Genomic DNA, 24,477 nt, shown 5'->3' with positions numbered 1-24,477 from the left:
TATTTGCCAAAATCTCTGAAATTCATGGATAATCCTTGATTGCGCGGTAAATTTAGAAATTTAGCTTGAAAAGCAGATTTAGTATATTTGAATTATGAAATTAGATTCCCGCGCTAAAAAATCTTTGACAAAAATTTCTTTGGCGATGCTTTCGTCGTCGCTTTTGGTGATAGCACTTTCTTCTTGTGCTTCGAATAAACCGGATGCAAATGTGCCTCAGGCCGAGAATGTGTCTGCAGAGCGCCCGGCGGCATTGCCGCCTCAGCCTTCGACGCCGGTGACCGTGTTCGAAATGAAGTTCATTAGCGCCGATAAGCAGGTGCGCGTGGTTAAAAAGCCTACTCTTGCCGCCCTCGATTTTGCGGCGTATTTCAATAACCCGATTCGTTTGGCGGGCAAAGAAGAAAAACCTGAAAACTATACGGGCAAAATGGCTCAGGCAAAGCTTGCAGAATATCCGTTCCCGATGCTGGAATCCCTTTCGGAATACGAGCCTGCCGCCATTGCGGGCCGCCAGCCGTTGGCATGGGAACCGCTTGCCAAGATTCTTTATGCGCAAACCGGAAACGATTCGCTTTCGCAGTTGTTGAATTCCGTTGAAGCGGTCAAGTGGAATGAACCCGAAGTGTTCCGCGCTTTCCAGACGGTGACTCGCATGTGGGGCGTTCCTCTGAGCGATGGTTCCGTGGACTGGTGGGTCGAGGTGATGCCTGCCCCGTGGACGGGCCGCTCCGTGTTTTACGGAAAGTTGAAGTTTAGCTCTACGGGTGAAACTGCAGAAATCTTGAATTACTATTTGACCGGCGAAATGAACATTGACGATGTCATGAACTGGGCTCGTACTTTGTCATCTTACTGGTATCCGACTTTGAATACAGACTTGGAACCGCATACGGCAGGGGCTCCGTGGGAAGGTGACGCCAATAGGCCTTTTGCCGTGATGCGCGGAAACCCCATGGGGACGCCGATGTGGATCGCTTTTGAAGTGCCTGCATTCCGCTTGAGCGACGAAGCCTTGCGCGCCAAGCGTACGGCGGATTCCTTGGCCGAAGCGGGTGAGGTAGTGCCGGTGAATCGCACGCTCGATACAAGTTCCGCTTTCAGGCTTGAAACGCTAGCATCGCTCGAAGGCTCTTGCCCGGCAAATGATGCTACGAAAAAATTCCGCGATGCCCTTTCAAAAAAACTCAAGAAGCTCCCGAAGGAACAGAATGCCTGGGCTGGTGGCGACATGCTCTGGTTTAGACGCAACGCCAATTACTTGCTTGCAGATAAAATTACCAAGCAGGATTCCTTGCACAATCCGCTCCCGCGCCTGCTGGAACTCAAGAAGTACTTGGATTCCCTGAATGTGCAGCTCTTGGTGGTGCCGGTTCCGGTAAAAGAAGAAATTTATGGAGAACGCCTGGTTGAAGGCACGGCTGCCGACCTTTGCGTGAACCCCGCCGGCCGCGAATTCACTCGCGAAATGCTTGCCGCAGGGCTCGACGTGCTTGACCTTTATCCGGCCTTGATGGCCGCGAAGTCGGGCGATGAACCTCCGCATTACAGCTACCAGCGCTATGATACGCACTGGTCCTTGCCCGGCATGCTTGCCTCCATGGAACTCTTGGCTAGCCGCGTGACGCAGTATTCTTGGTACGCCGAATCGGGAGCACAACCTGGTTCGCTTAACCTGCAAGAAACGAAAACGGTACGTGAAGGCGACCTTGTGGCTCATTTGCCCGATGCTGAAAAGTCAAAGTATGCTGCAGATACTTTGCCTGCAATGAAAATCTTCAAGGGCACTGAAGCCTACAAGGGCGGCAAGAATTCGCCGATTCTCTTGATGGGTGATTCCTTTACGGGAGTGTTTGAATCGGTCGACCAGAAATCGGGCGGCCCGGGCTCGCTGCTGGCTTATGCGACAGGGCTCGACGTGCAGGTGCTTACAAGTTGGGGCGGCGGCCCGGGCGTGTACCACCGCATGATGAAAATGAAGAAGGATATGCAGAGCAAGCGCCTCGTGATTTACATGATGACGGCTCGTGACTTCTGGCAATCGCCCATGGAATGGGATGGTTTATAGACGAAAGAACGGCACTTTGTGCCTACAGACGAAAGACGAGAGAGGATATATTATAAAATGAAAAGTATTTTATTTCTCTCGTCTCTCATCTCTCGTCTCTCGTCTAGGTTCTTCTGGCCGGTGCTGATTGTCGTCTTTGCGGCGTCACTTACGTTGCTGCTTTGGAGCGGGCGAGCCGAGACGATGAATTTTAGGGATGCGGCCTGTACCTTTGAAGACCGCTTGCCGGGATGCCTTGATTCTCTTGAATCGTGGAACGGTGGACTTGCTTATTTCGACAGTTCGCTTGCGATGACTGGTGATACCTTGTGGAGCCTGAAAAGTTTGCTGTGGACTTATTGGGGCCTTGAATTTGCGGGCGCAGGCGATGCGGCCGTTACGGCCGAAGCGATACTCCCATTGCATGTGTTGCAAATGAAAAAGTCCGGCTGCATGGGCCTTTCTTGGCTTGCGATGATGGTTGCCGAGGCGCGAAACTTGCCGCTTTCGGTTATCATGCTCCCAGGGCATGTGTTCTTGCGCTATGGGGCAGACTCTTCGACCGCGATTAATCTGGAGCCAAATCGCGAAGGCTATAGCTATTCAGACCAAGAATACCGTGAAAAATACAAGGCGGGGCCTTGGACGGGGTTGGAATTCAAACCTCTTACGCCCACACAGTTCGTGGGGCTTGCGGCTTTCAATATGGGAAACCTGTACTTGGATAGCGACTTGCGCCGCGCTTTGACCTGGTACCGCATGGCCGAAGAGTTTTTTGCGGAATATCCGGGCATCAAGGCGAACCAGGAAATTGCTAAAAGCCGTTTACCGGACCACCTGTAATCGTGAATTTGGCCCTAAATTGCTATTTTTAGCAAATGCGGGTTATTTTACTTTCTTTAATATCGCTCCTGTTTTTTGCTTGCGCCGATGTGAATCCTACATCCGATTATGTTTATCTTGGAGTTTCAAAAGATAAACTGGACGGCATGATTCGTGTGACGGCTTATAATGCGACAGCGATTCTTGGAACGAACGATACTGCTGCAAAGCTGGAAGAATACCCCCAAATGAAAGTCAAGGTTGACTATTCATTTTCCATGGGCAAGCACGAAGTCACTTGTGGCGAATTCAATAAGTTGATGAAACCTCAGGGACTCAAACTTTCTTGCATAAACAAGAATCTCCCTGCGACAGACATGACATATTACGATGCTGTCTTGTTTGCCAACGAAAAAAGCAAGGCGGAAAATTTCGATACGGTGTATTCGTACTCGAGTAAACAGATCGATAGCGATGGACATTGTACGTTCCTTGAAGGATTTTATTTTCATACCGATGTAGATGGCTATCGTTTGCCGACCGAAGCGGAATGGGTCGTAGTAGCTGGCCGTAACTGGAATCCGCGGGCGAGCTGGAATGCCGAAAATTCGGGAATTCAGCTGCATGAGGTTTGTACTCGAATTTCTGATTCTACGGATTTTTGCGATATGGCGGGCAACGCCATGGAATGGGTCAATGACTGGCTCGGATTCTTTAGGGATACGACCATCTACAATTACACGGGGTCGCCAGATGGCGGCAACATGGGTAAGCGAATCGTGAAGGGCGGTAGCTATCGCCAGCTAGGAAGTGCAATCAATTTGTACAGCCGTACCGACGTGTATACGATTACCTCGTCAACTCGTGCGGAATATGTCGGTTTCCGCTTGGCATTTGGTCAAATTCCTGACGCGGTGTGGATGGACTATGACGGCATTCCCAATTCCAAGCGCGTGATTTCGTTAGTGAACCAGCGCACGTTAAAGAATCATTTGGATGCATATAAGGTTGTCCTTGCATTCCGCAACAACTTGACTGGTAATCTGGCCTACGTGAACTATTCGGACGGCACCATTTATACGGCCGAAATCAAGGATACTTTGGAAGTGTACCATCCGGATGTTTCGCCAAACGGACGTTTTGTCGCCTTCTCTACAGGGCTTGAAGGCGTTTCGGGCAAATCCGAAGTGTATGTCAGAACGCTTTCGCTGGGCTATGTTAAAATATTCAAGCTGAAGGTCGATAACGCATCGATTCCCCGTTGGAGAGTTCTTCCGAATGGCGATACGGTGATTGTCTATGTGACGGATGCCGGCGACAACAGGAATGACGGCTCGTTCAAGCGTTTGGAGACTTGGCAGGTGAAGTTCCAGAAAGAACGGTTCGGTAGACCGCAAAAGCTTTTTAATGGCGCATACCATGACGGAATCAGCGGTGACGAACGCTTGGCCGTGACTGGGGCCAGGCTGCTACGTGCAAAGGTGGCTCAGGGAACCTCGACGTTGGAATCCAAGGCCAGCGATACCGTGTGGTATAATGGCGAGCAGGCTTGCAATGTATCGCTTGCAACCGATGGCTCCAAGAAGACCTTGTTCCTTGATTTTAGCGGAGAAACGGGCCGAAAATTTGTGGGCGAGTCTTACGGCGTTCATGAACGCATTCTGGTCATGGACAGCACGGGTAAACTGATAAGCTCCATAAAGGCGCCTTTGGGCTATTCCTTTGATCATACGGAATGGGTGCGCGGCCGTTCGGACTATGCCGTAGCTACTCTTACGGAAGCAAGCGGAATGCACAGGAAGATCGTGCTCGTCAATATGCAAGACAGCAGCATGACCGATTTGGTCGAAGGCGATGACTTGTGGCAACCGTGCCTCTGGATTCCGGATGCTTTGGATAAATCCAAGTTCGAAGTCGATGGCGATAGCGCGGGCGTCTACATGCATGCCGGCGAAAATTTTGAAGGCATTTTGATGCGCTACAATATGGAATTGATCTGGCGTTACCGCGATACGGCAAATGTCGTGATTGTCGGTTCGTCGCGTCCCTTGCATTCCGTGTCGCCCAGGTACCTGGTTCAGCCGTTCTATGCGATCAATCTCGCCCAGACGCCTAATTCCATATACATGTCGAAGGATTTCTTGGACTTCTACATCTATCCGCATTTCAAAAAGCTGAAATACATTGTGATTTCTCTGGATATCGATTTCTGGTACAAGACGGAAAAAGGCCCCAATAGCGACAATTTCTTCAACGATAATTACAAGAACTATGCCGGGTTCGTGTACGACAAGAATCACAATTACTGGCAAGACGGGTATCCGGAAGGCTTGTTGGAATATACTGAGAATTACATGACGATTGAAGGCGACTACGCCTTCTTGGATGACCGCGGTCGTATGCTTGGAACAGGTTGTAAGCCCTGGAGCAAGAATCCCGATATAGAAATGGATTCCCTTTACTATGACAATCATCCGGAAACGCTTGAGAATTCTATGAAAGTATTCAAGAAAATTCTTGAAAAGGCTGAAGAGAGGGGCGTTAGCGTCGTAGGTGTTATTTTCCCGCAAAATCCGGCATACAGAAAAACGGGTGCATTTGGTCGTTATGGCTTGCGCAGGAGCCGTGCTAAAGAACTCATTGATGACTTGAAGGCTTTGGAAAAAACATATCCGCATTTCAGGCTGCTGGATGAAAACAAGATGGGAAAACATGATTATGACGAATATTCCGCTGCTGATGAAGACCATCTTTGCGCAAGAGCGGCACCCCAAATTACAAAACGGATTGAAGCGGTATTGAAGGAATTGAGGTAAGAAATGTGTCGGATTTTATTGTTGCTGCTGAGTGTCGCTTTTTATGCTTGCTCAAACTCGGAATACATTTATTCGCAGCAAAATGTTGATTCTGCATTTGAATCTGACTCGCTAGATAACATGGTTGCGGTCAAGCATGACAAGAAAGAAGTGATGCTTGGTACCAATGACAGTGTTGCTATGGTTAGTGAACGCCCGCAAATGCAGGTGTCCCTGAATTACGATTTTTCGATAGGCAAGTCCGAGGTGACTTGTGCCGAATTCAATTCGCTCATGAAGTCTTCGAAGATTTCGGTCCCTTGCGAAAAGGATGCTTATCCGGCGACGAATTTGACGTATTACGATGCAGTTCTCTTTGCTAATGCCCGCAGTAAAAAAGAGGGCTTTGATACGGCGTATACCTACAGTAAAGTTGAACTGAATTCTGAAAATCATTGCGTGAATCTAGATGAATTTGTGTTCCACCCCGAGGTAAATGCGTACCGCTTGCCGACCGAGGCGGAATGGGTCTTTGTCGCGAGCCGTTTCTGGAATGCAAAAAATGCCTGGACAGCGGATAATTCGGATTACCAATTGCATCCTGTTTGCTCCAAGACATCGAATGAGCAAATCTGTGACATGCTCGGAAACGCCATGGAATGGATGAATGATTGGCTCGGCAATTTCCGCGATACGGTTGTGACGAACTATGTGGGCGCCCCTGATGGCGGGTCTCTAGGTCAGCGCGTCGTGAAAGGCGGCAGCTACAGGACTCCTGCTGAATCCATTACGCTTTTTGGCCGCGGCGACGTGTATACGGTGACGTCTTCTACCCGTGCAGACTATGTGGGCTTTCGCTTGGCGTTTGGAGCAATTCCAGATGCTGTGTGGATGAATTCCGACGGTAAAGCCGTGAACAGCCGCGTGATTCCGCATGCCAGTTCCTCGACGCTTCGCGATATCTTTGGGACTTACAAGATGAAGCTTGTGTTCCGAAATGATTTGTCGGGGAATCTGTCTTTTGTGGATTATTCTTACGGCACGCCACTTTCGGTGATTGAAATCGAGGATTCCTTGAATGTGTTCCATCCGGATATTTCTCCGGACGGAAAGAAGGTCGCGTTTAGCACCGGGCTTGAGGGCGTTTCTGGCAAGTCGGCTGTTTATGTGCGCAACCTGAATGCCGAAGGTTCTGGTCTTGTCAAGCTGGATGTTGAATCGGCCGCCATTCCGCGCTGGCGAGTGCTTGAAAACGGTGATACGGTCATTGTGTATGTAACCGATGCTGGCAACAATAAAGATGATGCGACCTTCAAGTCGACTTCTACATGGCAGGTGAAATTCTCGAAGGGAAAATTTGGCGAAACGAAAAAGCTCTTTGATGGCGCTTACCATGGTGGCATTTCGGAAGATGAAAAACTGGCTGTAACGGGTGCACGCTTGCTGCGAGCCCGTGTAGGTTCTGAATCTGAATTGTGGTACGATGGCGAACAGGCTTGCAATGCCTCTCTAGCTCAAGATAGCAGCAAACGCACCTTGTTTCTCGATTTTGCCGGCAAGACAGGTCGAAAATTTGTCGGCTCCAAGTACGGGACACATGAACGCATTCTTGTCGTAGATAGTACAGGCAAGTTGATTCAATCGGTGGGAGCTCCGAAGGGATATTCTTTTGACCACAGCGAATGGGTCCCGGGTAACCATAATAAGGCGGTTGCTACGCTTACGAACGCAAACGGTGCCCATACAAAAATCGTTATGGTAGACCTTTCGGACTCTAGCATTGTGGATTTGGCTGAAGGAAATGAACTTTGGCACCCCGCGTTTTGGGTGAATGAGGTCTTTACGGGCTACGATGGTTCGTTGAACTTGGACAGCGCCGGCATTTACTATGACGAAGGCCTTGATGTCGAAACGGAAAAGTACCGAATAAAGATGGAACTCTACTGGAAGAATCTCGATGTAACCGAAGTTCTTTTGGTCGGGAGTTCTAGAATGGAAATGGGGCTTGATCCGGATGCGTACCCGGAATGGAACATGCTGAATACGGCTGTTTCTGGAATTGACGGAAACCGCGATATGTATTTCGTTGAAAATTATGCGTTGAACCATGCCGACAACTTGAAAGCGATTGTGATGTCCCTAGATTTGGACAATTGGAGCGGAAGGGAAGACCACTTGAGTTTGATTCATATGGGTGTTCCCGGTTACGATTACGATGCCCATCACGACTTCTGGAAATCGGGATTGCCCAATGGTTTTGTCGAGGCGGTTGAAAATGCGTACCCGGCAAGTCAGGGCTGGATTCAGCGTTATTCCGCCCGCGGAGGACTTGATGATGAATGCCGCAGTTGGGGTGTTGACGGAACCGACGTGCTGATGGATTCTGTATTCTCGACGCAAGAGGAACGCTATCTGGATGCAAGATTGAACGAACTGGCCGAAATCGTAGATAGTGCGGCCGCCAAGAATATCTATGTTATCGGGATCATTTTCCCGATGGCCCCCCAGTACAAAAAGACGGGAAGCTTTGGTACTTACGGTCTGCAGCGCAGTAAGTATCCCGAAAAAAAGAAAAAGCTGGATGCGCTTGCCAAGGCAAACCGATATTTCATCTTGATGGATGAAAATAAGTTCGGCGATCATGATTATCCCGATCAAATGGCTTTTAACCGTGACCACCTCTGTGTTGCTGGTAAAAAGCAGTTGACAGACCGCCTGGATTCTGTTCTGAAAACATTGAAATGGTAATTGCTGTATTTGTCATTCTGTTCGCGATTTTTCCGCTGACCGATACCGACATCTGGTGGCATTTGGCTTGTGCTCGCGAATGGGTGACTACGTGGACACCTGTCCGCACGCCCGTTGTGAACGTGCATGAATATTTTCAACTGGCGGTAGGCTTTGTCTACGGTTTGGGTGGCGCTCCGCTCTTGGTGGCTTTCAAGGCGATTCTTTGGGGCGTCGTGTTTGCACTTTTCTTGTTGCCTGAAAATCCTAAATGTCATTGCGAGGTCCGAAGGACCGCGGCAATCTCTAGTTGTATGAGGCGGTCTCTAGTTGCAGTTGTTCTGCTTTTTGTATTCCGCTATCATTTTGAAATGCGTCCGGTGCTGTTTTCGCTATTGTTTCTCGGGATTTATTGGAATGTCTTGCCGAGGTTGTTTGCGAACAGTCGCTTGACCCCGGTGAACACGCTTTTTGCGGTTCTTATTCTTGCCATACAGTGGACTTGGTGCAAAACGCAGGGCCTGTACATTTTGGGCCCGCTGTTTGCGGTGCTTGTGTTGACTGCCGGAATTTGGAATTCGCGTAAGTCGGGTGATAAGTTTTCTCGGAAGGCGTTTGCGTTGCGGGGAGCTTTTGTTGTTGCATTGTTTGCGATGCCGTTCTTGCATCGCGAGGGCCTCGCGTTATTCCTGTACCCGTTTGGACTCTTGGACCGTTTGCTTGGACTTTCGCCCTCGGCGGCAATCTTTGCAAGCGAAATCGCCGAGAACCGTTCTCCGTTCACGCTTTTGATGGAGGGGGAGAATACACTGGAATGTGTGCTGATGATTTTGCTCTGCCTAGCAGGAATGGGACTTGCCATTTGGCGCTTGTATAAGAATCGCAGGCCCGGTGTTTTGAATGTCTCTCTCTTGGCGACAGCAATCCTTGTCCTTATTGCCGAACGTAATTTCGTATTGTTCCTGCCGGTACTTTTAGCGACATTGCCTAATTTCCCATTTCACACTCCACATTTCACATCCTGCCGCCTACTGTCTACTGTCTACTTCCTACTTCCTACTTTTTTTATCTTCGGTCTCTGGGTTCGTTCACTTTCTGCTTACGACATCTCCATGGTCGCTTACCAGCGTGTGCCGGTTGATGCGACAGACTGGATGCAGAAACATCCGCATAAGGGTAAGCTTTTTAACGATGATCGTGCCGGCGGTTACCTGGCTTTAATGAACCCGACTGATTCCATCTACATCGATGGCAGGTTTATCCTTAAGACGGCGGATTTCTTTGAACGGTATCTGAATTACGCCAAAGACCCCGCCCTGTTTATGCATGACGCCGATTCCATAGGCATAGACCGCGCCCTATTCCCGCTGCAGTACTATGCCCGCTGGGATACACTTCTGCGTGCTTTGCAGCAAGATTCCCGCTGGCACCTGGCATATCGCGACGAATACTTCGCCGTATTCGATAAAATGATCAAATAGAGCCGAACGGTAATAACTGTGAGCCATAAGCTCCATGCGTTAAGCAGGAGCGATGGCGAGAGTGAGGCGACATCACATTCTTGTTTTGAGATAGAGCCGAACGGTATAAAAAAGGCCCGACCCATAAAAGGCCGGACCCCTTTCTCTCTCGTTTGATTGGATTTACTTAATCTGAATTGCCCGCACCATGTTCGTTCCGTTTCCGCGAACCTTCGCAACGTACATGCCGACAGGGAGTTTGGCGAGCGAAAGCGTGCCACTCACGTTATCGACAGCCATGAGCTTGTTGCCCTTGGTGCTAAAGATTTCGACCGTCATGGGGGAACCTGCAATGTGCAAGGCGTTGCCCGAGAAGGTCACGTTGAAATTCAAATTGGTCTGCATGAAAATGGCGGTGTTGTTGTTGCCATTTTGGTTGTTGTTTTGATTGTTGTTGCCTTGGTTGTTGTTTTCGTTTTGATTCTGATTATTGTTGCCGTCGCCCTGACTTTGATTGTTGTTGCTGTTGGCTGCGCACTTGGTGTAGCTGTCGGGGTTGGTAGAAAGGTAGCCCTTCACCAGGTTACCCGAGGTGGTGTACTGGAGCGAAGTCTTGGTTGAGGATCCTTCAAATGCTGCGGTACCTTCGCTGATCTTGGATGCAGACCAGTTCGCCCAAGAAAGCTGATACTTGTTCACGTATTCCTGCCAGCTTTGGTTGCGGCCTTGATCCGGAGTTCCCTTGCCGTCGGCGTTGCCGGTTCCCCATTCCGAAATAAACACGGAGAGCCCTGCTTTGATAGCCTTTTCGCCTTTGACGCCTTCGCTTTCGCCGCCCCAGCTGTAATTGCCTTCCCAGTTATGGCTGTTGGCGTAGTAGTGCAGGGTGTAAGCGGTGTTTTTCTTGGGGTCGTTTACTTCGTTGCCGATTGCGTCAGACGGATTCTGGTCCCAGGAGGGGTTGCCCACGAGCACCAGGTTGTCGGAATACTGGCGGATCACTTCGATGACTTGGTTTGCGTAGTTCTTGACATCGCTCCAAGGAATCTGCTGCGGTTCGTTGTAGACTTCGAAAATGACGTTGTCGTATTTACCATATGCCTCGGCCATTTCCTTGAAAAAGCCCTTTGCCGCATCGGTCTGCTTGTGGGCTTCGTGGGAATGCCAGTCGATAATCACGTAAATATCGTTCTTGATTGCCGCTTCGACAACCGTCTTCATAAATTGTTTCTGGTTGTTGGGGTCGCTGGCGTAGCCCTTGAGCTGGATTCCGTTCCATTCGCCTTTCCAGTCTTCGTTGCCGGTAGCCATGGCGGCGCGCACGATTTGTATCTTCATGTCGTTCACCATGGTGGAAATGCCTTCTTCGCTCCAGAATTCCAGAGCCTGGGGCATTAAGCTCCAGTAAAGGCTCATGCCGCGCACCTGCACTTCGGCACCGTCCTTGACGCCTTCACAACTGCCGTAAATGCGGCCCTGACCTTGCGAGTTCTTGCCGGTCATCAGCTGACCATACTGGCTGACAGGCCCTACGCGGGTGGGGGTAATGTCTTGGGCGGTGGCAAGCGTTGCGCACAGTGCCAAAGACGACAAAAATGCGGATATGGTTAAAGTTTTCATAGAACATCCCTTTTTTTCCGGAAAATAGGTTTTGGAATACGAAAACGGCGAAAATCGGAACCTTTTTCTGTTTACACCTGTATAATGGGCGAAAATCGCTTTTTTTACAGCTTTTTAGTGTGATTTTAAACACGAAACGCAAAAATAAAAGTTGATTTTTTGCAAAAATCCATTATCTTTGAGGGTAGAGAAAAAAGGAGTATATATATGGGATGTAAAGTTTGGGCCGCGTCCTTGGCGTTGGCGTTTGGTCTTTCGCAGGCGACGGTAAATTTCCCGTTCCCCCAAATGTCCGATTACGGTGGAAATGCAACCTTGCTGAGTGACAAGGCTGCTGCTTCGGAACAGCTGAAAAAGCAGTTCCTGTACTGGAAACAGGCCATGTACAACGAATCGGGCGATATCGCAGGCATACGTTCTGACCCCGGTTCTGATGCGTATTTTTCGGAAGGTGTCGGCTACGGCATGCTTCTGATGGTCTACTTTAGCGACAACACGACGAGCTATCAGGCCGAATTCGACAAAATCTGGAATTTTTACAAAAAGTTCCAGAACGAAAACGGACTCATGATCTGGAAAATCGGTAACCTTTCGGAATCTTGGGATGCGGGCAACGGTGCCGCTCTCGATGGCGATATCGATGCCGCTGCCGCCCTTGTGATGGCGTACTACCAATTTGGCGACGAAAAGTACAAGGAAGATGCCAAGAAACTCATCCAGGCCATGAAAAAGTCCGAGTTTGAAAGCAATGGCTTGCATATGCCTGGCGACAAGTGGGGAGATGCCGCTTATAACCGCAAGAATCCGGGTTACTTCGATCCGGCTTACATGCCCTTGTTTGCCGCAATCGATGAAGAAAATGCCGAATTCTGGAGTAAGACAGCCTACGATGCGAATATGAAGTTGTACGAATCGAGCTCTGACGAAGTCTCGACGGGCCTGGTGGATGACTGGACCGACAAAAACGGCAAGAGCGAAGACGATTATTATAGCTACGATGCCTCGCGCGCCCCGTGGCGTAACGCGAAGGCCGTGTGCTGGCATGGCGACCAGCGTGCGCTCGCCATCGACAAGAAGATGGCGGAGTTCGTGTCTAAGGTGAATGCTTCGGACATGAAGGGCCCCGTGATTCGTTCTTCGGGCAGTCTCGGCAATGACCACAACAGTACATTCGTGACCTCTCTGATGACAGCACTCATCTCTGATGCGAAGTACCAGTCCAAGCTTGACGAATACTGGAAAGAAGCAGTGGCACTCGGCGATGAAAACTACTTTAACCAGTCGCTCAAGCTCTTGAACGGACTCCTGGTTTCGGGCAACATGCCGAACCTCATGAACGCAAATTCCGGCATGACCGGCATCGCGAAGTCCAAAGTTGCAAACGCTCCGGCGGTTTCGCTGCAGGGCCGCACGCTCCAAGTCCGCACCGACGGTGCCGCTCGCGTTGACGTGTTCAATGTGGCGGGCCATGCGGTCAAGACGCAGGCGGGGAGTCAGGCAATGGACCTCCAGGGAATTCCGGCAGGTGTCTATATGGTTCGCATTCAGGCTAAAAATGCGACTGTGATGCAAAAGATTCGCTTGCAATAAAGCGTTCTATTGTGTGTTTTTGCGAAAAACGCAGGTGCCCGCTGGGTGCTTGCGTTTATTTTTTCGTATCTTTAGGGCATGAATAAGTTTGTGAAGTTTTGTGCCTGTGCCGCTTTTGGCGTGACCTCGGTTTTTGCCCAGCAAGGGGCTCCGACGGGTGCCGCCGTTGATCCTACCGCTGACGAACAGAAGGCTCTCGATGCCCTGAAGGGTAAGCTCGAGGGGGCTATTGTGTGGGCCACGAGTCGCGCGAATAGCCATCATGACATTTGGATCATGAACGCAGACGGTACGAACGCCCGTGCCCTTACGCAGGGTGACAATGTAGACTGGTTCCCGCGCATTTCTCCGGATGGCTCGACGGTGCTCTTTAACCGCAGCAAGGGCGGCTGGGTGCCTGAAAACGATGCCAACTACCCGGAAAAGTGGGACTTGTGGATGGTCGACATTTCGGGCGAAAATTCCCTTGGTGTTAATCCACGCAAGGTGGTGGACAATGCGACGTGGGGCACTTGGAGACCCGACGGCAAGTCGATTGTATTTAGCCGCGCAGGCAAAGTGTTTACGATGGACCTCGCCAGCAAAAAAGAGACTCTCGTGCTCGATGGCGAAAAGGCTTTCAACAAGTCCGGCGTGATTCTGCAGGAACCGAACATGAGCCCCGATGGCAAGCACTTGGCCATTACGCTCCGCGGCTCTATGCGCGAAACGGGCGTGTGGGATTTGACTAAGAACGCTTGGACCAAGTCTGGCGACGGTTGCCAGATTGACTGGAACTTTGACGGCAGCAAGCTTTACCGCGTGAACCCGACGGGTAACGGTGGCACGGCTGCTCCGAGTGAAATCCTGTGGTTCAGTGCCAAGGACGGCAAGCAGATTGAGAAGGTGGGCTTCTTCGGTATTCCGAAGAACGTGAAGTTGATGGACCTGCCTGGCCGCCGCAGTCATGAATATTTCCCGCGTCTTTCTCCCGATGGCAAGTGGCTCGTATGGGGTGCAACCGACAAGGGCCACGACCACGACCTGTTCGACTACGAACTCTATATCTGGAAGATTGGCGAACCGGTAGAAACCGCAACGCGCATTACCTATCATAGCGGCAATGACCGCTGGCCGGATATCTGGCTCGGCAAGGTTCCTGTAAAGGAACCTGCAAAGCCTGTTGCTCAGGCTGCCGCGACTGCCGCAAGTGTGCCCGCCGCTGTTGCCGGTGGTGTGAGCGAAGCCAAGATGGATGAACTCATCAAGGCCATCGATCGCTTGACGGACGCCGTAAAGAATTTGGCAAAATAATCTAGTCCTCGCAAAGTTCTTGCCTGCTCGCTATCCGGGAGTTACCGGAACCGCTCGCTTGTCAAGAACATTTTGCTCGGATTATTGCTTGCTGTTGTTATCCGAACGAATCTTAAAGCACATAATGGCAAATGCTCCGGCGACGTTCATGCTCGCCTTGCGGCCAGCCATCGGAATAGTCACCTTCATAGTCGCCTCCGCCATGAGCTCGGGGGCGATTCCTAATTCTTCGTTGCCGAGGATGATGAGGCCTTTTTCGGGCCACTTGACATCGTTGATGCTCGGAATGTCTTCGCCGGTTTCGAGAGCGATAATTTCGTAGCCGTTTTCTTTATGCCACTTGACGCAGTCGAATGGCGATTCCCAACGCTTGATGGGAATCCATTCCTGGCAGCCGCGGGCGGCGCTCTTGACCGTCACGTGGTCGGGCCCGCAGCTGTAGCCGCTGAGGTGGACTCCTTCGAGCCCGAAACAGTCCGTGCTGCGAATGATGGAGCCCACATTGAAGGCGCTGCGCAGGTTATGTACGAGTACGGCGAACGGGAGCGGTGCTTCGTTTGCGACTTCGCGGTCGCCCGGCTCTTGTTCCAGGTAAACATCGCGTTCAAAGCCGAGCCCGGCCCGAGTGCGGAACGTCTTGTACAGGTCGATCATCTGGGCTTGATTTTTTCCGGTAAGGCGCTCGCTTTCGGGGAGCTTCATCCATTCGGCGTAAGTCTCGAATTCACGTTTGGCGCGGGGCACGTCGTCGCCCAGCTGCAAAATGATGACACGCAAAAGTTCGGCCATGCGCTTGGCCTTGGAGGTCTCTTTGGTAGCGAGGAATTTCTTTTCGGAAAACATGGCCATAATGTAGAAAAATGTATATTTACGCCTATGATTCGCTCGTTGTACTTGCTTGCTCTAGGCTTGTTGATCGCTTTGTTTGGGTGTTCGAATTCTGAATATGCTCCCGGTGCGGGCGAAAATGATTATTTAGCGTCCCTCGGGTTAAAAGATTTTGTCGTTATCCGTTCCAAGGGAAAGACCGTAACTCTCGGAACCGACGAAGAATCGGCATCCATCAAAGACCGGCCAAGCATGAAATCGTATTTTGATTACGATTTCCTCATCGGCAAGCATGAAGTTACCTGCAAAGAAATGAAACTGGATTGCGATGATTCCTTGCCTGCGACCGATGTGACTTATTTTGATGCCATTCTCTATGCAAACAAAAAAAGCAAGGCTGAAGGCTTTGATACGGCCTATTCCTATACGAACCTGATGTTTGACGCGAATCATTCATGCATCGGTATCGACGGACTTATTTTCCGCCCCCTTGTAAATGCGTACCGCTTGCCGACCGAGGCTGAATGGATTTATGTGGCGAACATGGGGTGGAAACCGGAGCAGGCTTGGCATAACGGTAATTCCGATTTTAAACTGCATGCGGTCTGCTCGGCATTTACGGACAGAAATGGTGTCTGCGATATGGCGGGGAATGCCATGGAATGGGTGTACGATTTGTGGGTGCCCTTCCATACCGTCGATGTGGTGGACTATGTGGGCGGCAAGGCTAGCGAAGGCGTAGAAGAACGTGTGCTGAAGGGTGGTAGCTACAATAACGACCCGGCGTCGCTTCATGTGTATAACCGTGGCGATGTTTACATGGTGGCCTCTTCGACAAAGGCGAACTATGTCGGATTCCGTTTGGCGTTCGGTGCAATTCCAAACCCGCTTTATCTAGATAAACAGGGCAAGGAAGTTCTGCAGAAATACACCGTGATGGTCAGGACGAATACGGTCAAGCAGTTTATTGACAAGCCGCTTTCTAAAATGGTCTTTAGGGACGATTCTCGTGATGTTTTGGTCTATGTGGATTTTAATGACGCGTCTGCTCCGGTTCTTGAACTGAATACGGGCGTGTCGGCGTATCATCCGGATATTTCGCCCGATGGTAAGTTTGTTGCCTTCTGCACCGGTGTCGAGGGAATTTCTGGCAAGTCAAAGGTCTACGTGACGCGCTTGGACGAAAGCGATTCTTCCTTGATTGAACTTCCGGCAGAATCGGCTGCGATTCCTAGATTCCGAGTCCTGGAAAATGGCGATACGGTGATTGTCTATGTGAACGATGCCGGCAGCAATAAAGAAGAGGATGCCTTTGCCAAACAAGAAACTTGGCAAGTCCGATTCTCGAAAGGCAAGTTCGGGAAACCCGAAAAACTTTTTGACGGCGGGTATCATGGCGGCGTGTCCAAGAACGATCGCTTGGCAGTTTCGGGCGCACGCCTTTTGCGTGCCAATGTGAATGGTCAACCTGAAATCTGGTACAACCAAAATCAGGCCTGTAACGTATCGCTGAGTCAGGGTGGCGAAAACAAGACGCTGTTCCTTGATTTTGGCGGCAAGACGGGGCGCAAGTTCGTGGGAGAGTCTTATGGAACGCATGAACGTGCGCTGATTGCCGATAGCACCGGAAAACTATTGACCTCAGTTGCTTCGCCCGAGGGCTTTAGTTTTGACCATACGGAATGGATTCTTGCTTCCGATTCATTCTTTGTGGCAACGATCACCGACATGAACGGTAGTCATAAAAAAGTCGTGCTGGTTAATTCCTATACGGGAGAAATGCTGTCTCTTGTTGAAGGCGAAGAACTTTGGCATCCTGTATTCTGGGCCCACGATCGCGACAAGAATTCTCGCTGGGATTACGATAGCCTGGGGCTTTACTATTCCGAAAGTGGCCAGGCGACGCATTACCTGACGCAAAAGATGCCTGTGCTGTGGACATTCCGCGATTCAGCCGAGGTCGTGGCCTTAGGCAATTCGCACATGCAGGCTGCGGTGGCGCCGGATTTGTTGAGCATGCCCGCCATTAATCTTTCGACAATTCCTTGCGATATGCACTGCATTGAAAATCTTTATGAAACATATATTTCGACGCATTTTTCGCATTTGAAATATCTTGTTGTAGGCATCGATTTTGACTTGTGGGACGAATACGAACCGGGCGAAAGCATGGCGCTTAATTTTGGCGACGCTCCTGGATTCAGGTATGATTACAACCACGATTACTGGCGTGGCGAAATCGATAGCGCTTTTGTAGAAAGGGCGGTCGAAGTGGCTGAAGCTTATAAGATGCAGTCCGATATTATCGATCCTCGTGGCTGGATGCGTACGGAATGTATTTCGGATTGGGGTAGTGACGGCAAGGAATTTGCAGACGTGGTTGTCGATAGCACTTGGAGCGATGATAGCCGCCGCTATGAATTGAACTATGCCCAGTTGGACAAAATTCTAAAAATTGCTGAACAGCACGACGTGATGGTTATCGGCTTGATTACCCCGGTGAGCCCGTATTACAAAAAGACAGGTAGTTATGGTCGTCACGGAATGCGTCGTTCTGACGCAGAAATCTTGATTGAACGGTTAAAAACGGTTGAGTCGAAAACAAAGAATTTCGTGTTGATGGATGAAAACAAAATGGGCAATCATGATTACTTGGGCGATGTCGCTTATGACTACGATCATTTGTGCTGGACCGGTGCAGAAAAATTGACCGCGCGCCTTGATTCCTTGTTGATTAAGCTAGAGTCTAAAAGATGAAGCTTTTTTACTGCATAATTGCATTGCTTGCTTTGATCAGCATTGAAGGCTGTTCCAATTCGGAATACGTTTCGATTCCGCATGATGAAACCAGTGCCTTAGACTCTTTGGATTTGAAAGATTTTGCTCTCTTGCATTCGAACGGGAAAATCGTGATTCTGGGGACAGATGAATCCTCGGCATCGGTTAAAGATGGCCCGGCGATGAAGGTCTCGTTTGATTACGATTTCATGATAGGTAGGCATGAAGTCACTTGCAATGAAATGGGACTTGATTGCGGTGACTTGCCTGTAACCGATGTCACGTTCTTTGATGCAGTGCTTTATGCCAATAAGCGCAGCAAGGAAGAAGGCTTTGATACGGTTTATACTTATTCAAAAGCTGTGTTTGACGATGACAGCTCTTGTATTGGGCTAGAATCGCTTAAGCCCCATTGGGATATACTCGGGTATCGCTTGCCGACAGAGGCGGAATGGGTCTTTGTGACGACTCGCGGTTGGGAACCGAAGGAGTCCTGGACGAGTGCCAATTCTGACTACCTGTTGCATGATGTTTGTACGTCGTATTACACGCTCGATAGTATTTGCGACATGGCCGGCAATGCCATGGAATGGGTGGGGGACTACCTGGTTTCGTTTACAGAAGAAGAATGGGTAGACTTTGTCGGCGGCGTAAGGGATTACGGCCCCGATGAACGTGTCGTGAAGGGCGGCAGTTTCCGCAACGCTCCTGAAACCATTAAGCCGTACACACGCGGCGATATCTATCTGGTGACGGCTTCGACGAAGGCGGAATATATCGGCTTCCGTCTTGCTTTAGGAACAATTCCTCATGCTTCGCAAATCGGAAATGTGGAGCGCGAAACGGATTCGGACGTTTCGGTGTCGGTGAACTCGAAAAAGTTCAAATCGCTTGCTGCTACGAATAAGGGAAAACTTGTGTTCCGCGAAGATAAAAGCGGCAACCTGTATTATGTAGATTTTAGTAAAAATGAATTGGTCGCCAAAGAATTGAGTGCAAACGTTCCTGCGTATCATCCGGATATATCGCCCGACGGCAAGTGGGTCGCCTTCTGTACAGGGATTGAAGGCGTTGCGGATGGTTCTGAACTTTACGTGCGCAAAATAGATGCGTCCGACAAATCTTTAATCAAGCTGGATGTAAAATCGGCGGTGATTCCGCGCTGGCGTGTGCTTGCTAGTGGCGACACCGTGATTGTCTATGTGACAAGTGCGGCGAATAACAAGAACGACGAATCTTTTGCGCAGACATCGACGTGGCAGGTCAAGTTCTCGAAAGGAAAATTCGGAACGCCCCAGAAACTTTTTGATGGCGCTTATCATGGAGGCGTGTCCGATGACAACCGCTTGACGGTAACGGGGGCGCGGCTCCTGCGAGCCAATCGCAATGGGCATTCTGAAATTTGGTACAATGGTGAACAGGCTTGCAATGTGTCGTTGAACAGGAATAACAAGATGACCTTGTTCCTGGATTTTGGCGGCAAGACGGGGCGCCAGTTTGTCCGCAGCAATTACGAAACGCACAAGAGGATTTTCTTTGCCGACAGTACCGGTAATCTGGTGCGCTCGCTTGAGGCTCCAGAAGGATATACGTTTGATCATCCGGAATGGGTTCCTCTAGTGGATTCCTTGATTGTGGCAACGCTCGTGAATAGCGAAGGCGCTCATCGCAAATTGATTCTTGCAAACGTGTACACGGAGCGCTGGGTCGAACTTGCGCAGGGTACTGAACTTTGGCACCCGGCGCTATGGCTCGATGTCGATGAACGAGTCTTTGTGCCGCCGCTTTTGGATATTGATAGCGCTGGCGTTTACTATACCGATCAAATGGAATCGTATGCGCTCGATTTGCGTGTCAAGATGGAGTGGTTCTGGAAATCCCACGACACCGCGACAGCTGTTGTTCTCGGTTCTTCGAGAGTGCTGTTTGGAATCAATGCTTCGTTTATCCATTCTGAAAGCGTTTTGAACATGGGATTTCCTTCGGGCGATATTCATGCGATTTCATTCTTGACTCTCAACTATGTCTTGAAGCATATGCCGAAATTGAAGTTCGCGGTGCTGGAGTTCTCGCCAGATTTCATGTGGGATAAGGAAGCTCTCTTCTGGTCGCCGGTTTACAAGAAATCGCCTGGCTTTAAATACGACAAGACGCATGATTTCTGGAAGGATTCCATTCCGAAAGGTTTTGTGGAACTTGTAGAAGAATCGTACAAGCCGATTGCAGAACAGACTCAGCCCTACAGTTACGACGAATTCCTGATGCCCTCGAATGGGTGGGGGCGTGCTACGGTTGTGCATGATACGATGAAGTATGAGCTGGATGATGACGATGTGGATTATAACATGGCTTTGTACAAATTTGTCATCAATTCCCTAGTTGAAAAAGGTGCCCAGGTGATATTGGTCGTGCCCCCTCAAAATCCGGGTTACGCCAAGACGGGGGCGTTCGGCATATATGCCGGAAGACGGTCGCATGCAGAGGAATTGCTGAAGCGTGCTGCGAAACTGAATGCAGTCATGATGGACGAAAATAAGATGGGCAAACACGATTATACTTCATCGATGGCGTACAATACAGACCACTTGAGTAGGGAGGGTGCAAAACAACTCTCGGAACGCCTTGATTCGCTGTTTGTAGACCTCCAAAAGTAGATTTTAGAACTTCGTCGGCAGTTGGCTTAACTGATTTGAATGGGCTTGTAAACGCCATAAAATCTAAGTTCTAAGCTCTAAATTCTGTGCACTATTTTCTATCTTTTATCTTACATGCAAGACTATCCGAAGACACGTGTCCTCATCGCAAACGATGATGGAATCCAGAGTGGCTATATGCTCGCTTTGGCGTGTGCGCTTGTTCCTTATGCGGACGTGTGCGTTTTTGCGCCCGAAGTGGAGCAGAGCGGGGTAGGGCACGCCTTTACAGTTCGGCGTGGGCTTTCGGTCAAAAAAGTGGAAATCGCAGAAAATTCGGCCATCGAGGCGTATTCCATGTCGGGAACTCCGGCCGATTGCGTCAAGTTTGCGTTAGGCCATTTTGCTACCCACGGGCTTACTACCGAGGGGGCCGGTCCGGGTGCTTTTGACGTGTGCTTTTCGGGTGTGAATCTCGGCGAAAATTCGGGCGTATCGTCGCTTTATTCGGGCACGGTCGCAGGAGCTCGTGAAGCGGCTCTTTGGGGTGTGCCGGGCATTGCGCTTTCGCTCCGCGGTACAACCGCGAACATGCTCGAAACCGCAAAAGAATTTGCCGTGAAGGTGGTCAAGGATCGCCTGTTCGAGCGGATTCCCGTAGGTGTATTCTGGAACGTGAATTTTCCAAAGGCTACCGCCGAAACCTTCAAGGGGTTCAAGGCAACCAGGATGGCTCTTGGAATGTTTACGGACCACTATTCCCACGAAAATGGACTGTGGCAACTGGATGGCGATAAACTGTGGGACGAACAGCCCAAGGATAGTGACGACTATCTGCTGAATCAGGGCTACGCGACGATAACGCCCCACCGTATCGACCAGACCGACGAAGAAAGTTTAGAAGTAATAAATGAAATGTTAGCGGGAGGTGAATGGTAGATTTGCGCTTTGAGCTATGAGGTCGCTCGTAAACTCGCTTTGAGGTTGTGCTTTGCACTTTGAGCATTCTAACGCCGTAGGCGTGATTAATGAAAGCTCAAAGGCCCCCAACGGGACCGTGCTCATACCTCAGAGGGAACCGTAGGTGACCGACCTCAAACCTTCCTACTGTCTACTTCCTACTGTCTACTAAATATTGAGGAAAAAGAATGTCAGAAGAATTGGTACCAGGTTCGCAAATCAGGTCCTTGATTGAAAAGGACATGCAGGATTGCTACTTGCGCTATTCCATGAGCGTGATTGTGGCTCGTGCACTCCCTGATGCGCGTGACGGCTTTAAGCCGGTGCACCGCCGCGTGATGTACAGTATGCATAAGCTCGGCGTGGTGCCGAACAAGCCGACGGTGAAGTCCGCCCGTATCGTGGGTGACGTGATCGGTAAGTACCACCCGCATGGCGACTCCGCCGTGTACGAAACCTTGGTGCGTATGGCTCAGGACTTCTCGCTGCGCTACCCGCTGGTGTTCGGTCAGGGAAACTTCGGTTCTATCGACGGTGACGGTGCTGCCGCAATGCGTTATACCGAAGCCAAGATGAACAACATGGGTGCGCTCATGTTGGAAGACTTGGAAAAAGATACCGTGGACATGGGCCCGAACTTCGACGAATCTTTGGAAGAACCGAAGGTTTTGCCGTCTGCACTCCCGAACATGCTCGTGAACGGTACTACCGGTATCGCTGTGGGTATGGCGACTTCCATGGCTCCGCACAACCTCCGCGAAATTGCGAACGCCATTCATGCAGTGGCTGAAAATCCGGACATTTCTGGCGAAGACCTTTTGCAGTACGTGTCCGGTCCGGACTTCCCGACCGGCGGCGTGATTTGTGGCCGCGCTGGCATTCGCGATGCTTATTTGACGGGTCATGGCCGCGTGCGTGTGCGTGCCCGTACCGAAATCGATGTCGATAGCCGCGGTAAGCCGCGCATTGTCGTGAGCGAAATTCCTTACATGGTCAACAAGGCCGAACTCTGTAAGAAGATTGCGGAACTCGTGAAAGATAAGCGCGTTGACGGCATTACGGACATTCGTGACGAATCTAGCCGCGAAGGTATGCGCATCGTGATCGAAATGCGCAAGGATGTGGTCGCCGAAGTCGTTTTGAATAATTTGTTCAAAAACACGCAACTGCAGACCACCTTCAGCATTTACAACTTGGCGCTCGTCAATAATCTGCCGAAGCTCCTGACGCTCAAGGACCTTATCCAGGTTTATGTGGATCACCGCTTGGAAGTGATTACACGTTCCACGCAGTTTGACTTGAACAAGGCCGAAGCCCGCTTGCACATTATCGAAGGCCTGCGCATAGCAACGCAGAACATTGACGAAGTGGTGCAGATTATCAAGTCGAGCCCGACGACCGAAGCCGCAAAGACTGCTTTGCAGGACCGCTTCAACCTGGACGACATTCAGTCCCAGGCTATCGTGGACATGCGTCTTGCCCAGCTCACGGGCCTGAACTTGGAAAAGTTGGAAAACGAATACAACGAGCTCGTTGCTACCGTTGCCGACTTGAAGGATATTCTGGAAAAGCGCGAACGCCGCGTGAAGATTATGCTCGACCGTCTCGACGCCATCGTGGACAAGTGTGGCGATGACCGCCGTACTTCTATCGAAGACGCTGTCGACGACTACGATTACGAAGACCTGATTGCCGAAGAAGAACAGGTGATTACGCTCAGCCGCGAAGGCTACATCAAGCGCTTGCCGATCGATACCTTCAAGGCTCAGAACCGTGGCGGCAAGGGCATTATCGGCGCAACTCTCAAGGAAGAAGACAACGTCGAACAGATCTTTACCGCAAGCACGCACAGCTACTTGCTGGTGTTCACGAACAAGGGTCGTGCTTACTGGACCAAGGTTTACCGCTTGCCCGAAGGTACTCGCAACGGCAAGGGCCGCCCGATTATCAACTTCATCGGTCTTACCGAAGGCGAAAAGGTGCAGGCGATTGTGCCGGTGCGTAAGTTCGGTGGCTATTTCTGCCTCGTATTTGCAACCAAGAAGGGTGTCATCAACAAGATGGACCTCACCTTGTTCAGCCGTCCGCGCAAGGCCGGCGTGAATGCCATCAGCTTGGACGAAGACGATGAACTGGTGAAGGTGCAGCTCGTGGGCATGTCTGCCGAAGACTTCAAGGCTAGCCAGGCTGCCGAAGGCGAAGACGCTGATGCCGAAGCCGAAACACAGGCTGCCGAGGCCGCCATCGCCGAGGAATCCGAAGATGCCGAAGATATCGAAGGTCGTCCGATTCCGAAGGACTTGCTGATGCTTGCGACCAAGAACGGTCAGGCCGTGACCTTCCCGATCAGCTGCTTCCGCGCCATGGGCCGCGGCACGCACGGCGTGAAGGGCATTACCTTGGCCGAAGGCGACGAAGTGATTTCTCTGTTGTGGCTCAAGGCCGGCAACAAGATCGTGACCATTACCGAAAACGGCTACGGCAAGCGCAGCGAACCCTCGACCTACCGCATTACCCGTCGCGGAAGCAAGGGCGTGCGCAACCTGAATGTGACCGACAAGGTGGGCGCCGCCGTGTTCGTGGAAAGCGTCGCCGATGACTACGACTTGATCATTACCAGCCGCGAAGGCCAGGTGATTCGTATCAAGGCTGCCGATATCCGCCTCACGGGCCGTAACGCCCAGGGTGTCAAGGCGATTAGCCTGCGCGAAGGCGATGTGGTGCAAGATGCTACCGCACTTCCGAGCGTCGAAGATATCGAACAGGATAGCGCCGAGGCGAAGGAAACCTTCGACAAGGTGGAAGGCGTCGAAGTTGACGACGATTCTGTCGAAAAGATCGAAGACAAGCCGGAACAGCAGATTGGAGTTCCTTCTTCTGACGAAGAATAGCTCCAAATTCCGCTAAATAAAGCCGTTTTCGGC

The 24,477-nt window shown here is 50.6% G+C and carries 13 protein-coding genes; 11 read left to right on the top strand and 2 right to left on the bottom strand.

The window, feature by feature from the left end; translation table 11 throughout:
* The first annotated feature begins 94 nt into the window (after positions 1-94).
* Genes BUC02_RS00660 through BUC02_RS00640 form a run of 5 tightly spaced genes read left to right on the top strand, consistent with a single transcriptional unit; the run spans position 95 to position 9,872 of the window.
* Positions 95-2,068, top strand: coding sequence for an alginate O-acetyltransferase AlgX-related protein (locus BUC02_RS00660; protein ID WP_073317286.1), 1,974 nt, complete (start codon positions 95-97; stop codon positions 2,066-2,068).
* 57 nt (positions 2,069-2,125) lie between these two features.
* Complete coding sequence (locus BUC02_RS00655; protein WP_073317283.1) at positions 2,126-2,890, top strand: transglutaminase family protein; 765 nt, start codon at positions 2,126-2,128, stop codon at positions 2,888-2,890.
* Between the two features lie 35 nt (positions 2,891-2,925).
* Positions 2,926-5,685, top strand: a complete 2,760-nt coding sequence (locus tag BUC02_RS00650) for a TIGR02171 family lipoprotein (protein WP_073317280.1) — start codon at positions 2,926-2,928, stop codon at positions 5,683-5,685.
* Positions 5,686-5,688: 3 nt separating this feature from the next.
* Positions 5,689-8,412 carry a TIGR02171 family lipoprotein gene (locus BUC02_RS00645; RefSeq protein WP_073317277.1) on the top strand — a complete coding sequence of 908 codons (2,724 nt, stop codon included), beginning with the start codon at positions 5,689-5,691 and terminating at the stop codon, positions 8,410-8,412.
* On the top strand, positions 8,406-9,872 hold the full coding sequence (locus BUC02_RS00640) for a hypothetical protein (protein WP_073317274.1): 1,467 nt from the start codon (positions 8,406-8,408) through the stop codon (positions 9,870-9,872). Before BUC02_RS00645 ends, BUC02_RS00640 begins: the two co-directional genes overlap by 7 nt.
* Positions 9,873-10,034: 162 nt before the next feature.
* On the opposite strand, the gene BUC02_RS00635 is transcribed toward BUC02_RS00640, so the two are convergent.
* Positions 10,035-11,471, bottom strand: a complete 1,437-nt coding sequence (locus tag BUC02_RS00635) for a glycoside hydrolase family 5 protein (RefSeq protein WP_083564325.1) — start codon at positions 11,469-11,471, stop codon at positions 10,035-10,037.
* A 207-nt stretch (positions 11,472-11,678) separates the two neighbouring features.
* Between BUC02_RS00635 and BUC02_RS00630 the strand changes: the two genes are divergently transcribed.
* Both BUC02_RS00630 and BUC02_RS00625 read left to right on the top strand, forming a co-directional pair.
* Positions 11,679-13,061 carry a glycosyl hydrolase family 8 gene (locus BUC02_RS00630; RefSeq protein ID WP_073317268.1) on the top strand — a complete coding sequence of 461 codons (1,383 nt, stop codon included), beginning with the start codon at positions 11,679-11,681 and terminating at the stop codon, positions 13,059-13,061.
* 78 nt (positions 13,062-13,139) lie between these two features.
* The gene (locus BUC02_RS00625) at positions 13,140-14,354 is read left to right on the top strand and encodes a TolB-like translocation protein (RefSeq protein ID WP_073317264.1); all 1,215 of its coding nucleotides are present in this window, start codon (positions 13,140-13,142) and stop codon (positions 14,352-14,354) included.
* 81 nt (positions 14,355-14,435) lie between these two features.
* On the opposite strand, the gene BUC02_RS00620 is transcribed toward BUC02_RS00625, so the two are convergent.
* A complete protein-coding gene (locus BUC02_RS00620; protein WP_073054733.1) occupies positions 14,436-15,197 on the bottom strand; it encodes a TrmH family RNA methyltransferase in 762 nt (253 codons plus the stop codon).
* Positions 15,198-15,230: 33 nt separating this feature from the next.
* On the opposite strand from BUC02_RS00620, the gene BUC02_RS00615 reads away from it, so the two are divergent.
* The 4 genes from BUC02_RS00615 to gyrA all read left to right on the top strand — a co-directional run bounded on the left by BUC02_RS00615 (position 15,231) and on the right by gyrA (position 24,444).
* The gene (locus BUC02_RS00615) at positions 15,231-17,939 is read left to right on the top strand and encodes a TIGR02171 family lipoprotein (RefSeq protein ID WP_073317261.1); all 2,709 of its coding nucleotides are present in this window, start codon (positions 15,231-15,233) and stop codon (positions 17,937-17,939) included.
* The gene (locus BUC02_RS00610) at positions 17,936-20,614 is read left to right on the top strand and encodes a TIGR02171 family lipoprotein (protein WP_073317258.1); all 2,679 of its coding nucleotides are present in this window, start codon (positions 17,936-17,938) and stop codon (positions 20,612-20,614) included. Before BUC02_RS00615 ends, BUC02_RS00610 begins: the two co-directional genes overlap by 4 nt.
* Before the next feature lie 114 nt (positions 20,615-20,728).
* The gene (gene surE, locus BUC02_RS00605; RefSeq protein ID WP_073317255.1) at positions 20,729-21,532 is read left to right on the top strand and encodes a 5'/3'-nucleotidase SurE; all 804 of its coding nucleotides are present in this window, start codon (positions 20,729-20,731) and stop codon (positions 21,530-21,532) included.
* 209 nt (positions 21,533-21,741) lie between these two features.
* The gene (gene gyrA, locus BUC02_RS00600; protein WP_073317252.1) at positions 21,742-24,444 is read left to right on the top strand and encodes a DNA gyrase subunit A; all 2,703 of its coding nucleotides are present in this window, start codon (positions 21,742-21,744) and stop codon (positions 24,442-24,444) included.
* Positions 24,445-24,477 lie beyond the last annotated feature (33 nt).

The organism is Fibrobacter sp. UWOV1, from assembly GCF_900142495.1.
GTDB lineage: Bacteria > Fibrobacterota > Fibrobacteria > Fibrobacterales > Fibrobacteraceae > Fibrobacter.
This window is presented reverse-complemented; position numbering and strand designations above follow the sequence as displayed.

Bases quoted from the DNA above. Each gene is read 5' to 3' on its own strand.
- BUC02_RS00660 (WP_073317286.1), top strand. From the start codon at position 95: ATGAAATTAGATTCCCGCGCTAAAAAATCTTTGACAAAAATTTCTTTG.
- BUC02_RS00655 (WP_073317283.1), top strand. From the start codon at position 2,126: ATGAAAAGTATTTTATTTCTCTCGTCTCTCATCTCTCGTCTCTCGTCT.
- BUC02_RS00650 (WP_073317280.1), top strand. From the start codon at position 2,926: ATGCGGGTTATTTTACTTTCTTTAATATCGCTCCTGTTTTTTGCTTGC.
- BUC02_RS00645 (WP_073317277.1), top strand. From the start codon at position 5,689: ATGTGTCGGATTTTATTGTTGCTGCTGAGTGTCGCTTTTTATGCTTGC.
- BUC02_RS00640 (WP_073317274.1), top strand. From the start codon at position 8,406: ATGGTAATTGCTGTATTTGTCATTCTGTTCGCGATTTTTCCGCTGACC.
- BUC02_RS00635 (WP_083564325.1), bottom strand. From the start codon at position 11,471: ATGAAAACTTTAACCATATCCGCATTTTTGTCGTCTTTGGCACTGTGC.
- BUC02_RS00630 (WP_073317268.1), top strand. From the start codon at position 11,679: ATGGGATGTAAAGTTTGGGCCGCGTCCTTGGCGTTGGCGTTTGGTCTT.
- BUC02_RS00625 (WP_073317264.1), top strand. From the start codon at position 13,140: ATGAATAAGTTTGTGAAGTTTTGTGCCTGTGCCGCTTTTGGCGTGACC.
- BUC02_RS00620 (WP_073054733.1), bottom strand. From the start codon at position 15,197: ATGTTTTCCGAAAAGAAATTCCTCGCTACCAAAGAGACCTCCAAGGCC.
- BUC02_RS00615 (WP_073317261.1), top strand. From the start codon at position 15,231: ATGATTCGCTCGTTGTACTTGCTTGCTCTAGGCTTGTTGATCGCTTTG.
- BUC02_RS00610 (WP_073317258.1), top strand. From the start codon at position 17,936: ATGAAGCTTTTTTACTGCATAATTGCATTGCTTGCTTTGATCAGCATT.
- surE (WP_073317255.1), top strand. From the start codon at position 20,729: ATGCAAGACTATCCGAAGACACGTGTCCTCATCGCAAACGATGATGGA.
- gyrA (WP_073317252.1), top strand. From the start codon at position 21,742: ATGTCAGAAGAATTGGTACCAGGTTCGCAAATCAGGTCCTTGATTGAA.